This window comes from Flavivirga amylovorans, from assembly GCF_030540875.1.
In the GTDB taxonomy this organism is placed as follows: Bacteria; Bacteroidota; Bacteroidia; order Flavobacteriales; family Flavobacteriaceae; genus Flavivirga; species Flavivirga amylovorans.
Genome location: NZ_JAUOEM010000005.1, coordinates 70319 through 86292 on the forward strand (window position 1 = coordinate 70319; position 15974 = coordinate 86292).

Sequence of the window (15974 nt, forward strand, 5' to 3'; positions counted from 1 at the left end):
TATCAAATAATTTTGCTTCGTAATATTAAATAAAAACATTATGAAAGTAGTAATATTTGGTTCTACAGGAACTATAGGTAAACACCTTATTGAGCAATCTTTAGAAAAAGGACATCAGGTATTGGCTTTTTGTAGACATGCAGAAAAGCTAAACATATTCTCAAATCCAAATTTAAAAATAAAGGAAGGGGATGTGTTCAATATGGATGATGTAGCTTCGGCAGTAAAAAATCAAGATGCTGTTATAATAGCACTTGGTTCAGGGAAAAGCAGGAAAAGTATTGTGAGATCTCAAGGCACAAAAAATATAATTGCGGCTATGGAGAATCATGGTGTGAATCGATTAATCTGCCAAAGTACGTTAGGGACTTATGAAAGTAACGAGAACCTCAATTTCTTTTGGAAGTATATTATGTTTGGATGGTATTTAAAGCAGATTTTTTTAGATCACGAATTACAGGAACGTTATGTAAAGGATAGTGATTTAGATTGGACTATTGTAAGGCCTGGTGCTTTTATTGATGGCGAAAAAACAGAACTTTACCGACATGGTTTTGGGGCTAAAGCAAAATCATTAAAGCTTAAAATTTCCAGAGCAGATGTTGCTGATTTTGTTTTAAAGCAAATAGGAGACCCTCGTTATTTGCATAAAACACCAGGGGTATCTTACTAACAATAAAATAGTGTATAGCAAAAAAATCCTAAGTTTTTTACTTAGGATTTTTTTTAAATATGGCATATTAACGCAACTATTGATTAAAAATGGCATCTATATATTTAGTATGTATAGTTTATGGAAATAAATATATTCTTGTTTAGAGATGTTACTAAACAAAAATAATAGAAACTATGTATCACATAAAAAAATATAGATGAAAAAAAACATAAAGAAGATCGTTTTTCAAAAATTTGTTGTTATGATTTCATTAGGGCTGTTGGTGTCCTCATGCTCAAGCGATGATAATAGAGTTTCCATTGTTCCTGTAGATGACATATTTTACCTTCCAGTGGTCGTTCATGTTATAAATAAAGGAGAACCTGTTGGGGAAAACACAAATCTTTCTACAGAACGTATTAAAAGACAAATTGAAATACTAAATGAGGATTTTCGTAGAAAAGAAGGCACTAGGGGCTATAATGATCATCCTGATGGAGGGGATTCTAAGATAGAGTTTGTTTTAGCAAAACGAGATCCCGACGGAAAACCTTTTGATGGTATAAACAGGATAGATACAACAAAAGTAAGCGTGCCTATTTTGGGGTATAATCCAAATCACTATGCACAATATGCTTATTGGAACCCTAAAGATTATATTAACATTTGGACAACACCCTTACCAGAATCTACAGAATGTCTCGCATTGGGTTTTGCCACAGGGCCAGAAACAGATTTACCAGGAACAGAGCTTTTTTCATTGCCAGAACCTGAAGATGCAGAAGGGATCTTAGTTAATTGGTTGCATTTTGGGGAATCGGAGAGCTCATGTTATGCGCGATTTGGTAGAACCTTGACTCATGAAATGGGGCATTATTTAGGTGTATTGCATACATGGGGCGTTGGGGATTGTGAGAATAACGACTATTGCGATGATACCCCGGCTGTAGACAAACCGGTTTATAATACTGCTTTTATTGGGTGTGAAGGAGTCCCTGCCATGATTAACAATTATATGACTTGGTCTCATGATGAGACTATGAATATGTTTACCAACGATCAGATTGCCCGAATGCATTATGTTTTAGAGCATCACAAGGGACGAAAAGCTTTATTGTCTAGTCATGCACTTAAGCCTTAAATATATGAGTAAAGCGTTTAAAAATAATAGTATTCGTGGGCGTATAAACTCATGGGTTTTTAAAATGCTTTCCAGGTATATGAATATACTTTTCGAGAATTCAAAACGAACACTTTTTAAAAACCATTAGCTAAATTTTGATTTGTGCATAATAAATTTTTAATTTCGCTAGTAGGCGAATTAGAATCATTGAAATAGATTCTTATCCAAATCGTTGTACAATAAAATATTAACCTTTAGACTAAAAATGAAAATAATAGCTCCAATTTTATTAATGTTTTTATACATTAACCATAATCTTCCTTCTGATCCTATAAAAATCACTAATCCAAACCACAAAGATTTTTTAAATCTGAATGGTCATGTGAAATCAATTAAAACCAACATGTATGATATTGAAGAAGGTAAAGAGGAGCTGTATGAAAAAGAAATAATAACATTTAATATAAAAGGGTTTAAAATAGATGAATCTTCATATAATGCGGATGGCAGCATAGATTATACTATAAAATATGCATACGATGACCATAATAATTTAATTGAAAAGCGTCAATATAGTCCTGAGGATAATGATATTGAAACGGAAAAATATCTATACGATAAAAGTAATAATCTTATCGAAGAGAAAAATTACGAAAATGAGAAGCTTGACTCTAAAATAGTATATGAATACGATACTCATGGTAATAGAGTAAAGAAGACAAATTTTGATTCAAAAAACAGAAAAAGGAGTTATGAGTTATATCTGTATGATGCTAATGGGAATAGAGTAGGAGAGCAGCACTACAATTCTGGTAAGTTGAAGACTAAGGCAGTATATAAATTCGACAAGAATAATGATAAAGTTCAACAATTAAGATATAATTCTAAAAATGAACTAGAATTCAAGACATTCTATGCATATGATGATGCACATAAATTAATAGAAGTTAAAAGCTATTATGGAGTTCGTAATAATAATAAATTTGCGAAAAAAAATACATTTGTCTACAATAGTCAAGGAAAAAAATCGGAAGTTTTGAAATATAATGCTGATGATGTCGCTATAGAGCGAACTGATTTTAAATACAACGAAAACCAAGATATTACTTTTATTAACCGTTTTGGTAGTAATGGTTCACTACTAAAAAGTAATGAATCTAGTTATACATTAGACGAAAAAAATAATTGGACCAAATTAACAGATTATTTAAATAGAGAAAAGTACCGTGTTTGGGTTCGTGACATTGAGTACTTTGATGAATAGAAATTGAAGTCATTACAGGTATTCTTTATATTTTAAAGTTAAATACTTAGGCAACTGTTTGCTAAGAAAATGCGTCTTAATTAATAAATAGCAGTATCTATTTATTAACCGAGGTATAAATCATGGATTTAAAACAAAGCATTTCCCAAAAGCAAGCCAATACATCGACTACTATTACAAGACCTCCTAAATGGCGATTACACCTCATGCGAGTGTTGTTTCTTTTAAATGTGATCGGTTTGGCATTTGATAATTGGTCTGCAATTCTTTTCCCTAAAGAACAAATGGACACGCTAACAGGAGTTGCTATAAGCTTTTGGGCAGCCTTCTCTTTACTAAACATATTAGGAGTCAGGTTTCCTCTAAAATTAATCCCGATATTATTACTCCAATTATTATACAAAACCACTTGGATTATTGGAACCTATCTACCAGCCAAAAAGAATGAATTATTGAACGATGATCTGGAAGCGTTTTTATGGGTTTGTATAGCTGGCATTGTTTTAAATTTATTAATCATTCCATGGGGATATGTATATAGGTTCTACTTAAAAGGTTTTTTTGAATTGAAATAATATATTTTCGCTTATCATTAGATATAAAACATTGAAACGATTTCATATCAAGTCGTTGCCAAACATAATGCAATCACTTAAAAATATTATGATAATAAAATATATTTTAATAGTTCCTTTATTTATAACGTCTATTATATTCGGACAAGAAAAAAGACCTCAATTACCCAAGAAACCTTATCCATATCTTTCTGAAGAAATAACTTTCAAAAATTTTGAAGCAAATATATCTTTATCAGGAACCTTAACAATACCTAACTCAAATGAAAACAATAATTTTCCTACCGTTATTTTGATTTCAGGTAGTGGTCCTGACGAAAGAGATGCTGAATTATTTGGACATAAGCCTTTTCTTGTATTATCAGATTATCTTACTCGAAATGGAATTGCTGTCTTAAGATTTGATGAACGTGGAACTGGGGAATCAGAAGGGAATTTTAAAACAGCTACTTCTTTTGATTTTAAAACAGATGTTGAAAGCGCCATAAGCTATTTAAAGACAAGAAATGATATAAATGAAATAGGTTTAATTGGACATAGTGAAGGAGGTTTAATTGCTCCAATGGCTGCTTCTAATAAAGAAATTAAATTTATCATATTGTTGGCTGGTCCAGTATTACCTGCAAAAGAAATCTCTTTATTACAACATGAACTCATGTCTAGAGCTAATAAATTTACTGAAGAAGATATTGTGAAATCTTTAAATAGTCGTGCCGAAATTCTCGATTTAATTATTAACTATAATAATGAACTAGAGCCTTTAGCTCAATTAAAAAATAAAATAAAAAAATTATTAAATTCAGACACTACATTAGAAATACCAAATGGAATGGATAAACAAAAATTCATTAGGATTTTAACGAATCAATCTGTTAGTCCCTGGATGAGGTATATGCTTAAACATGATCCATATGAAACTTTAAAACAAGTTACTTGTCCTGTTTTAGTTTTAAATGGAAGTAAAGATTTACAGGTTCCATCTACACGAAATTTGGATACAGCTGAAAAGGCTTTAAGAGAAGGGTCTAATATTAACTTTACAATTCAAGAATTACCAAATTTGAATCACTTATTTCAAGAATGTACAACAGGATCACCAAATGAATATGCGGAAATTGAACAAACCTTATCCCCTGTCCTACTATCAATAATTAATAGTTGGATTAAAGGACTTAAACTATAGTTAATTTATTTTAAATTCTTAAAAGTTACGTTAGGCAACACTGCATAAAAAAATGCGGGTTTTGTTACTTAATTCAAAGGTTCTTGTTCCTTTATTATGTCCGCTTAAACTTATTTATTACTTTTAATTTGATAAGAAACAAAACTATAAATAAGTATAAGCTAAGTGCATGATTCGAAAATCCCTGATTTCCTAATCCCACACTTTTCTTATGCAAACCCTATAAGCGTAACCAAATCATTCCCCACTTCCAAACCGTTTCATTTCTTGCAAAGGCTCTAAGGTTTGTTCATTTTTCCAAGTCGTAGTATTAAACGCTTTAAGCAGGGTATATGGCACCACTTTTTCTTGTTTTATTGAAGCAAAGCCATCTACAGTAATGTTTCTAGTATCGGTGAAAAGTAATTCCTCTTTATTACGGTTATTACCTTCAATATTAAATTCAAGCCCCACTTTATTTTTAGTTCGGCTATTTTCAATTAGTTTTAAGCCTCGGCTCACATAAAAATAGGCCCCTTTTATTCTTTTAATATACTTGGGCTGATATTTGTTTTCGCTGTTCTTCTCATAGATATAAGTACCTTCACTCACATTTTCTATAAACTTGACGCCTAGAACGAGTTTTAAGTTTACTTTTCTACCATGACGAGAGCCATAATATTTATAATCTACTTTGGTAACCGCATAACTTTCTCCCGAAATAAATAGTTTTCCTGTAAATTTTGCTTTTCCTTTTCGTGGTTTGTAGCTAATAATATAAGTAAGATCTCCATTGTTGTAGCCCACATCTTCGAATGTATGGTCATACAATTTAGGGTTTATAACACCTTTTAAAAATGAGCTATTAGTAAACATGGCATTGTGCAATAAATAGCCCGTCTTACTTTTAAGATCGTACACATTGTATTCATTTTTCATCTTCTCTTTAAAGTCTTTATTTCTTAATGATAATGAATCATCTACTTTAAATAACCCCGATTTAACCTTATAGGTTTTCATGGTGTCTATATATTTTAAAGCCATGGTTTGTGCTTTTTCTTGCACGGATTCAATGGCAAAATCATTCTTATGATCAAAAAGCTTAGTGGCTTTATTAACAACTAGTTTGCAGCTATCTTGATCTAAACTTGATAATTCACCTTTAAAATCTGAAAAATGAATGATGTTACTCGATCTGATATGCCTGGAGAGCGAGTCCAAACTCTTATTCGCCTTTTTTATATTTTTAGATTTTACATGAGATGCTTTTTCAATATCAAAGTCTAAACTTTTAAATTTTGCATAATCTGTTGTTCTATAAAATACGTTGTATGTTTTCAGGTTAATGTCATAATTCTCATTTAGTTTTGCATTAACTTTAGCGATGATAGAATCTACATTAGGGCGTTTGTTGCTAATATAAACCTCATTGAGTTGATTAATAGCAGGTTCTAAAGGAATAATAAAGTTAAGAGCTTCCATGGCTGCAATACTAAGTACTTTATTTTCATATCCTAAACAAGAAATGGTAACAGTCTTATTTTTAACATCTTCAGGACTCAAACTAAAATAACCTTCTTCGTTAGAGATAACCCCACTAAATTCACTTGTTCTAATGTTAGCATAAGGTATAGGAATGTTATTTTTTTTGTCTATTAGTTTGGCTGTGATGTTTTGAGAATTCATACAAAAGCCAACAGATAAAAAAACAATAAGTAAGACTAATTTTTTCATAAGCAATGGTTTCATAAAATCAACGAATATATTAGGGTAATGTTACATTTTGAGTTGTATTATTATTCATAAATCGTTTATAAAAATAAGTATAAAAAATTAGGTTATTATATATTTAACAAATAGAACATTTCTATAAAAAGACAAGAACTACGCAAATTTTATAAGAATCTATAAAGGTATTAAGTGAAGCAAGAATATGAATCACTAAGTTTACACAGGTTTGAAATTTGCCGATAGACAGATATAGTTATAATTTTTATAAAATACTGTTAATTATAATATATCTTTGCACTCGCAAAAAATAGATTCCCGTCTTTGCGGGAAAGAAAAATAAATTTTCAATGAAAGCAGGAATTGTAGGATTGCCAAACGTAGGAAAGTCAACGTTATTTAATTGTTTATCGAATGCTAAAGCGCAAAGTGCAAACTTTCCTTTTTGTACCATAGAACCTAACATTGGTGTGGTTAATGTACCAGATCCAAGATTAGAAAAATTGGAAGCGTTGGTAGTCCCTGAACGTGTGCAACCAGCAACTGTTGAGATTGTAGATATTGCCGGATTGGTAAAAGGAGCTAGTAAGGGAGAAGGTTTAGGAAATCAGTTCTTAGCAAATATTAGAGAAACAGATGCTATTCTACATGTATTACGCTGTTTTGATAATGATAATATTGTACATGTTGATGGTCATGTAGATCCCATAAGAGATAAAGAAACTATCGATATGGAACTACAACTTAAAGATTTAGAGACTGCCGATAAAAAGCTTGATAAAGTAAAGCGTGCTGCTAAAACAGGAAATAAAGAGGCTCAAAAAGAAGAGGCTGTATTATTAACTATAAAGGCAGGTTTAGAGGCTGGGACATCTGTTCGTGCTTTAGAATTTAGTGAAGATGATTATGCTGATTTTGTAGTACCATCTCAATTCATTACAGATAAACCTGTGATGTATGTTTGTAATGTAGACGAAGGAGCTGCAGTTTCTGGTAATGCCTATGTTGAAAAGGTAAGAGAAGCCGTAAAGGATGAAAAAGCTGAGGTATTAGTTTTAGCTGTAGGAACAGAAGCCGATATTAATGAGTTGGATGATTATGAAGAGCGTCAAATGTTTTTACAAGATATAGGATTAGAAGAGCCTGGATCGGCTAAATTAATTCGTTCTGCATACAAGTTGCTAAATCAACAAACTTACTTTACAGCTGGAGTAAAAGAAGTACGTGCTTGGACTATAGATATTGGAGCCAGTGCACCACAAGCTGCGGGTGTTATACATACCGATTTTGAAAAAGGCTTTATTCGTGCCGAAGTTATTGGTTATGATGATTATGTGTCTTTTGGAAGTGAGGCCAAAGTAAAGGAAGCTGGAAAAATGCGTGTGGAAGGTAAAAATTATATTGTTAAAGATGGCGATGTGATGCATTTCTTGTTTAATGTTTAGGGTTTGTTTGGTTTAGAGGGTATAGACTATATACTTATAGTTATAACTATTATTTACTTGTTGTTAAATATTTTATGTAGCTAAGGATTGTTGCTGTTTTTTGAATAGTGTGTATATCTTTTTCCCGCAAAGGCGCAAAGGAAATGTGGATTGCTGTTTACCGAATACTGCAACTGTTTACTGAACACTGAGACTGCCAACTGAACATTGAACACTACTAACTTTATATTAATGATCATCCTTTTTCTCGCAAAGGCGCAAAGACACAAAGAAGATACGGATTGCTGTTTACTGAACATTGAGACTGCCAACTGAACATTGAACACTACTAATTTTATATTAATGATCATCCTTTTTCTCGCAAAGGCGCAAAGACACAAAGAAGATACGGCTTACTGCTAACTGAACACTGAGACTGTCAACTATGACTGCTAACTAGTAATAATCATTATTTACTTATTGTTAAATACCGTGTGTGGCTGTTTCCTGAATACAGTGAACGTTACTAACTTTATATTAATATATATCCTTTACTCGCAAAGGCACTAAGACGCAAAGAAAATAGCCTTACTGCTTACCGAACACTGCTTACTGAATACTGCAACTGTTTACTGAACTCTTAATATCACTTCTGAACATCGTAATTTTTCAGTATCTAAAATAAATACTAAAAAGCAGGCGACTACCTTCGTTCCATGCAAACAACAAGAAATTTTGTTTATGGTGTTTTTTTAGGAATTCTGGGTATTGTATTATTTTCCTCGAAAGCAGTTATGGTCAAACTAGCGTATCAATACAACGTAGATACGATTAGCCTTTTGCTACTTAGAATGCTGTTTTCCTTTCCTTTTTACATCATTATCGCCTTCTTATACCGAAATCAGAAAAAAGAGGTTGTAATAAAGAATAAGGATTATGTCTGGGTGGTCTTTTTTGGGTTTGTTGGGTATTATTTAGCCAGTTATTTTGATTTTGTAGGCCTTACCTATATAAAAGCAAGTTTAGAACGTATCATTTTGTTTTTGTATCCTACCATCGTACTTCTTTTGAACAGATTCATTTTAAAGCAACCAATCACCAAAATTCAAGCAGGTGCTATAGCCTTAACCTATTTAGGCATTGTTATAGCGTTTTGGGACGAGGTTGCCATTTCTGGAAATGACACCTATATAGGCGGTTTTTTTATTTTACTTAGTGCCATAACCTATGCGTGGTATTTAGTAGGGAGTGGCTGGCTAATTCCTAAATTTGGTGTTGTTAAGTTTACTGCATATGCCATGATCGTTTCATGTGCTTGTGTATTTATTCATTATAGCATTGTAAGCCAAGTAGACCTGTTTAGTTTTTCATGGGAAGTTTATTTTCTGGGGTTTTTAATTGCCATTTTTGCGACCGTGATTCCGTCATTTTTAGTATCAGCTTCTATTAAAATAATCAGTTCATCGAACTTTGCAATTGTAGCTGGTATTGGACCAATTTCTACCATTGTTTTGGCTTCAATTTTCTTAAATGAAGTCCTAACGTTATTGCAACTTTTTGGGGCTCTGACCGTTATAATAGGTATTTTGTTAGTGTCTTTAAAGAAACCAAAAATTAAAGAATAAGGTTCTCAACAAAAACAGTTTTATATTGTTAATTACTTTGTGTGACGGAGGTTTTATTTTTTACACCGTTGTCTTATATTAGCATTCTATCATTAAATTTAGCGCAGTTCTATGGCCGAACAATCCAATTATACCGAAGATAATATACGTTCACTCGACTGGAAAGAACATATCCGTATGCGTCCTGGGATGTATATTGGTAAACTTGGAGATGGGTCGTCTCCAGACGATGGTATTTATATCTTGCTAAAAGAGGTTTTGGATAACTCTATTGATGAGTATGTCATGGGTGCTGGAAAAACCATTGAAATATCTATTCAAGGGACAAAAGTTACGGTTCGTGATTATGGACGTGGGATTCCTTTAGGGAAAGTTGTTGATGTGGTTTCTAAAATGAATACAGGTGGTAAGTATGATTCTAAAGCTTTCAAAAAATCTGTAGGATTAAATGGGGTTGGTACTAAAGCAGTAAATGCATTATCATCATTTTTTAGAGTAGAATCTACACGTGATAATAAGTCAGCCTCGGCAGAATTTGAAAAAGGAAATCTGACTAATAAAGAGTTATTAGATACAACGACGCGAAGAAAAGGAACCAAAGTGTCCTTTATTCCGGATGATCTCATTTTCAAAAACTATAAGTATAGAAATGAGTACATTGTTAAGATGCTTAAAAACTATGTCTACCTAAACCCAGGATTGACCATCGTTTTTAATGGCGAAAAATATTATAGCGAAAACGGATTAAAAGATTTGTTAAGCGAAAATATTAACGACTCAGATAGAGCATATCCTATTATTCACTTACGAGGAGATGATATTGAAATAGCGTTAACGCATAGTAAAACACAGTATAGTGAAGAATACCATTCATTTGTAAACGGACAGAATACCACACAAGGAGGAACACACTTAACAGCATTTAGGGAAGCATTGGTAAAAACCATACGTGAATTTTATGGTAAAAATTATGATGCCTCCGATGTTAGAAAATCAGTAGTAAGTGCCATAGCTATTAAAGTTATGGAGCCTGTTTTTGAAAGTCAGACTAAAACAAAATTAGGTTCTACAGATATGGGAGGTGATTTACCTACGGTCAGAACGTATATAAATGATTTTGTAAAAACGAAACTAGATAATTTTTTACATAAAAATCAAGATACGGCAGAAGCCATTCAACGTAAAATATTACAAGCAGAAAGAGAACGTAAGGAGCTTTCTGGTATCCGAAAACTAGCAAAAGATCGTGCTAAAAAAGCAAGTCTTCATAATAAAAAATTAAGGGATTGTAGAGTTCACTTTGGAGATGCTAAAAATGCACGTAATTTAGAAACCACCCTTTTTATTACAGAGGGAGATTCAGCATCCGGAAGTATTACAAAATCTCGTGATGTTAATACCCAAGCCGTTTTTAGTTTAAAGGGAAAACCCTTAAACTGTTATGGATTAAGCAAGAAAATTGTTTATGAAAATGAGGAATTTAATCTGCTACAAGCTGCTTTAAATATAGAAGAATCCTTAGAAGATCTTCGTTATAATAATGTCGTTATTGCTACTGATGCCGATGTCGATGGGATGCATATACGGTTACTGTTAATCACATTTTTTCTTCAATTCTTTCCCGAAGTAATCAAAGAAGGACATTTGTATATATTACAAACTCCTTTATTTCGTGTGAGAAATAAAAAAGAAACCATTTATTGTTATTCAGAAGAAGAACGTATAAATGCTATTGAAAAATTAAAACCAAAACCAGAAATAACCCGATTTAAGGGATTAGGTGAAATTTCACCAGATGAATTTAAACATTTTATTGGTGATGATATTCGATTAGATCCCATCATGTTAGACGAAAATATGTCTGTTGAAGAATTGTTGTCTTTCTATATGGGTAAGAACACCCCAACACGGCAAGAATTTATTATTGATAATCTAAAAGTTGAGTTGGATTTAATTGAAGAAACAAAATAACTATGAATAAACTCGTATTTATTTAATAATATGTGAATTTCTCCTACTAAGAACCAATATAAAGCATGACCGAAGACGAAGACCCTAACGACGATTTAATTAACGAAAAAGAAGAGCCTCAAGAAACCATCACCCGAATTACGGGTATGTATAAAGATTGGTTCCTAGATTATGCATCTTATGTTATTTTAGAACGCGCTGTACCAGCTATAGAAGATGGTTTTAAACCAGTACAACGTCGTATCATGCATTCTATGAAAGATTTAGACGATGGACGTTACAACAAAGTAGCTAACATTGTTGGTCACACGATGCAATACCATCCGCATGGAGATGCGAGTATTGCAGACGCTATGGTGCAAATTGGTCAAAAAGATTTATTAATAGATACACAAGGAAACTGGGGGAATATTTTAACAGGAGACCGTGCTGCTGCATCACGTTATATTGAAGCCCGTATTTCTAAATTCGGACTAGATGTTGTATTTAATCCTAAAATAACCGAATGGCAAGCTAGTTATGATGGTAGGCGTAAAGAGCCAGTTAACTTACCAGTTATGTTTCCTTTACTATTGGCACAAGGCGGTGAAGGTATTGCGGTAGGATTGTCAACAAAAATATTACCACATAACTTTATTGAACTTATTGATGCCTCTATAAAGCATTTACAAGGGAAACGATTTACCATATTACCCGATTTTCCAACAGCAGGAATTGCAGATTTTTCTAATTACAATGATGGATTACGAGGGGGTAAGGCTAGAGTACGAGCAAAAATTTCACAGCTAGATAAAAATACGCTGGTTATCTCAGAAATTCCATATGGAACAACCACATCATCACTTATAGATTCTATTTTAAAAGCGAATGATAAAGGGAAGATAAGAGTTAAAAAAATAGAAGATAATACAGCGGCGGAAGTTGAAATCTTAGTGCATTTGCCTTCGGGATTATCACCAGATAAAACGATTGATGCACTCTATGCGTTTACTAGTTGTGAATCGTCTATTTCGCCATTAGGCTGTGTTATTGAAGACAATAAACCTTTATTTATTGGTGTTTCTGAAATGCTACGTCGCTCAACAGACAATACCGTTCAGCTTCTTAAAAGTGAGCTTGAAATTAAATTAGGAGAGTTTGAAGAACAATGGCATTTTGCAAGTTTAGAACGTATTTTTATTGAAAATAGAATTTATCGTGATATTGAAGAAGAAGAAACTTGGGAAGGTGTTATAAGTGCTATAGATAAGGGGTTACAACCGCATATAAAACATTTAAAGCGTGCTGTTACAGAAGAAGATATTGCCAGATTAACAGAGATTCGAATTAAACGTATCTCAAAATTTGATATTGATAAAGCACAACAAAAAATTGATGCTTTAGAGGATCAAATTGCTGAAGTAAAACATCATTTAGAACATCTTATTGATTACTCTATTGCATATTTTACAAGGCTTAAGAAAGAGTATGGAGAAGGTAGAGAGCGTAAAACAGAGATTCGTGCTTTTGATGATGTAGATGCTACTAAAGTCGTTATAAGAAACACAAAACTTTATGTAAATAGAGCAGAAGGTTTTATAGGGACTTCACTTAGACGTGATGAATATGTGGGTGATTGTAGTGATATAGATGATATTATAGTATTTACCAAAGAGGGTAAAATGATGATTACCAAGGTTGGAACAAAAACCTTTATTGGTAAAGATATTATACATGTTGCCGTCTTTAAAAAGAAGGACAAACGTACTATTTATAATATGATTTATCGTGATGGTAAAAACGGGCCGTCATACATTAAAAGGTTTGCTGTTACTGGTGTAACAAGAGATAAGGATTATGATTTAACCAATGCAAATAAAGGCTCTACAGTCCTTTACTTTTCAGCAAATCCAAATGGAGAGGCTGAGGTTATTACCATATTGTTAAGACAAGCAGGTAGCATTAAGAAATTAAAATGGGATATAGACTTTGCCGATATACTTATAAAAGGTAGAGTTTCCAAAGGTAATGTTGTTACTAAATATTCTATTAAACGTATTGAATTAAAAGAAAAAGGCGTTTCTACATTAAAGCCACGTAAAATATGGTTCGATGACACAGTACGACGTTTAAATGTTGATGGCAGAGGCGAGCTAATAGGGGAGTTTAGAGGTGAGGATAAATTACTTATTATCAATCAATCTGGAATAGTTAAAACGGTGACACCAGAAGTTACGATGCATTTTGATGATAATATGATTGTTATGGAAAAATGGATTCCTAAAAAACCTATATCTGCAATTTATTTTAATGGGGAAAAAGAAATCTATTATGTAAAACGTTTTCTAATTGAAAATGAGGGACGTGAGGAATCATTTATTTCAGAGCATCCTAATTCGCAATTAGAAATTGTATCTACAGATTGGAAACCTATAGCAGAAATTGTATTTGCTAAAGAGCGTGGAAAAGACAGAAAGGATAACTTAGAAGTAAATCTAGAAGAGTTTATTTCAATTAAAGGTATTAGCGCTTTAGGAAATCAGTTAACAAAAGATAAAGTAAATCAAGTTAATTTATTAGACCCATTGCCATATGAGGCTCCGGAAGAAGTTCATGCGGACGACTTGGAGGTTATTGGAGAAACGGAAATTACAGCAGAAAGTTCTGAAAGTGATACAGATATAAAATTATCTAAGGGTAATGATTCTGATGATGAAGGACAAAAAACGTTGTTTTAACTATTTGGTCATTAGTTTGTTATCATCCAGAGCAAAGCGAAGGATCTCATTGTTATACTAGACGAAATGTTGATTTGACCTGCATAACATTGCATATATAAACTACTATTAATAAGACGAAAAGGAAATCAACTCCGCTCGCATGTTATGTTTTTCTGAATAAATTGTATTAAGTCATGTCGACGTTAGGAGACATCACATCACACTTTTTGGTGCGAATTATTGGCGTGCTTTATGCGATTTCTCACTAAGTTCGAAATGACCCAGAATGAGAAATTAGGCTTATAGAGTCATCGAGATAATATGTTTTTCTCAATGACTTTGCTTACCTGCCCATCTGGCTGGAGAATTTTCAGCAATTGAAAATTAAGAAAACTTCCGTTCCATTGGTTTTGTCGTTTTTATAATTTTGTTTTGATTATGGGTTTTGTGATATAATTGTAATTTTCGTTGCTTTAAAAACATTAAAGGAATTTAAAAGAAAGACCTGTCGGGTTTTCAAAATCTGACAGGTCTTTTAGGGATTGACCAAAGCCACCACTTTTAATGGAGGGTATTTACTTTTGTTCTAAGTTCTAAACATACTATTCTATAGTAGAATTCGTTACCGCAATAGGCGTATCAGCATGCATAGAAATACTTGGGAAAGCAGGATACCAAGACCCTCCAATGTTATTTTGTATTACTGAATTGTCTATAATGATATTTCCAGAATGATCATTGCTGACAAAGAAAATAGAGGAGCCAAAAGAGTTGACTTCGTTTTCTTCAATTCGTGTACCAAATACTCTTAAAGTCATGGTATTTCCATCATTGTAAATAGCGCCACCGCTACCACCTCCTGGGGTTCCGGATTCAGCAGGATTTCCACCATTACCAATAGCTTTATTATGAGAAAAAAGGCTGTTTATAACTGTCCAAGACACACCAATACTACTTATGCCTCCACCATTGGATCCCACATTTCCATAGCCATCTGCACCACCAAAAGTAGTATTTACAATATATACAGGTTGATCATTGTATTGACTAAAAACCCGAATAGCACCGCCACCAACATCTGGTCCTTCACTTGCACATACATTATTAAAAAAACGTGAATTTACTACTTTAAATCGTCCGCCACGAACCCATATAGCACCACCGCCAGTATATTCGGTTTCAGATGTAGAATTCCCGTCTGCAAAGGTTATGTTCTGTATGGTAAGTCTTGGGTGATCTTGATTTTGGCAATGATCTGTTGTCCATACTTGCTCCGAGTCACAAGTATTCATATATAAAATACGAGTATTTCCATTGCCGCTTAAAGTAATTAATCCACCTCCATCAATAACAACATCAGGATTGGCATTGTTGAATACCTTAGCTGGTTTATCCATAACAATCGTGTGTGGGTTTGGTCCACAATCAAAAATGATTTTGCCTCCTTGAGCCACTGCATTTACAACCGCTTCGCAAGTACAACTTTCTGGGGTGCCATCACCAACAACAACGTCGGGATTAGAAACATCTTCTAAACCAGCTTCTACAGGAATTGATGAATTGCCATCAGGGTTCCCAGCTGCAGGACCGTTTTCTGGGTTTTCAAGAGGATTGTGGATAGCGTTTGAAGAATCATTATTCTCCTTAGAACAATTGGTGAAAGTGAAAACAAGAGTTATAATAAATATACTCTTGATGATTAGGTAGGTTAAGTGTTTCATCTGCTATATATATTAAAAACATATATA

11 protein-coding genes are annotated in these 15974 nt (G+C 33.0%); 9 read left to right on the forward strand and 2 right to left on the reverse strand.

Annotated elements, in window-relative coordinates; genetic code table 11:
• Positions 1 to 40 precede the first annotated feature (40 nt).
• The 5 genes from Q4Q39_RS14520 (at position 41) to Q4Q39_RS14540 (ending at position 4800) form a co-directional block, all read left to right on the forward strand.
• Positions 41 to 673, forward strand: a complete 633-nt coding sequence (locus Q4Q39_RS14520) for an NAD(P)-dependent oxidoreductase (protein WP_303283272.1) — start codon at positions 41 to 43, stop codon at positions 671 to 673.
• A gap of 199 nt (positions 674 to 872) precedes the next feature.
• Complete coding sequence (locus Q4Q39_RS14525; RefSeq protein ID WP_303283273.1) at positions 873 to 1796, forward strand: M43 family zinc metalloprotease; 924 nt, start codon at positions 873 to 875, stop codon at positions 1794 to 1796.
• A 247-nt stretch (positions 1797 to 2043) separates the two neighbouring features.
• Entirely contained in the window at positions 2044 to 3042 is a 999-nt protein-coding gene (locus Q4Q39_RS14530) for a hypothetical protein (RefSeq protein WP_303283274.1), read from the forward strand.
• Positions 3043 to 3164: 122 nt separating this feature from the next.
• Positions 3165 to 3617 (forward strand): hypothetical protein, encoded by a 453-nt coding sequence (locus Q4Q39_RS14535; protein WP_303283275.1) that lies wholly within the window; start codon positions 3165 to 3167, stop codon positions 3615 to 3617.
• An 88-nt stretch (positions 3618 to 3705) separates the two neighbouring features.
• Positions 3706 to 4800 carry an alpha/beta hydrolase family protein gene (locus tag Q4Q39_RS14540; RefSeq protein ID WP_303283276.1) on the forward strand — a complete coding sequence of 365 codons (1095 nt, stop codon included), beginning with the start codon at positions 3706 to 3708 and terminating at the stop codon, positions 4798 to 4800.
• Between the two features lie 237 nt (positions 4801 to 5037).
• Here the strand turns inward: Q4Q39_RS14540 and Q4Q39_RS14545 are convergent, their stop codons facing one another.
• Positions 5038 to 6513 (reverse strand): carboxypeptidase-like regulatory domain-containing protein, encoded by a 1476-nt coding sequence (locus Q4Q39_RS14545; RefSeq protein ID WP_303283277.1) that lies wholly within the window; start codon positions 6511 to 6513, stop codon positions 5038 to 5040.
• A 344-nt stretch (positions 6514 to 6857) separates the two neighbouring features.
• On the opposite strand from Q4Q39_RS14545, the gene ychF reads away from it, so the two are divergent.
• From ychF to Q4Q39_RS14565, 4 genes are all read left to right on the forward strand, one after another.
• On the forward strand, positions 6858 to 7952 hold the full coding sequence (gene ychF / locus Q4Q39_RS14550; protein WP_303283278.1) for a redox-regulated ATPase YchF: 1095 nt from the start codon (positions 6858 to 6860) through the stop codon (positions 7950 to 7952).
• Positions 7953 to 8647: 695 nt separating this feature from the next.
• Positions 8648 to 9556 carry a DMT family transporter gene (locus Q4Q39_RS14555; protein WP_303283279.1) on the forward strand — a complete coding sequence of 303 codons (909 nt, stop codon included), beginning with the start codon at positions 8648 to 8650 and terminating at the stop codon, positions 9554 to 9556.
• 111 nt (positions 9557 to 9667) lie between these two features.
• Positions 9668 to 11527: a DNA topoisomerase IV subunit B gene (locus Q4Q39_RS14560; RefSeq protein ID WP_303283280.1), complete on the forward strand. Its 1860-nt coding sequence runs from the start codon at positions 9668 to 9670 to the stop codon at positions 11525 to 11527.
• Positions 11528 to 11592: 65 nt separating this feature from the next.
• Positions 11593 to 14244, forward strand: coding sequence for a DNA gyrase/topoisomerase IV subunit A (locus tag Q4Q39_RS14565; protein ID WP_303283281.1), 2652 nt, complete (start codon positions 11593 to 11595; stop codon positions 14242 to 14244).
• A gap of 584 nt (positions 14245 to 14828) precedes the next feature.
• On the opposite strand, the gene Q4Q39_RS14570 is transcribed toward Q4Q39_RS14565, so the two are convergent.
• Positions 14829 to 15947 carry a hypothetical protein gene (locus Q4Q39_RS14570; RefSeq protein WP_303283282.1) on the reverse strand — a complete coding sequence of 373 codons (1119 nt, stop codon included), beginning with the start codon at positions 15945 to 15947 and terminating at the stop codon, positions 14829 to 14831.
• Positions 15948 to 15974 lie beyond the last annotated feature (27 nt).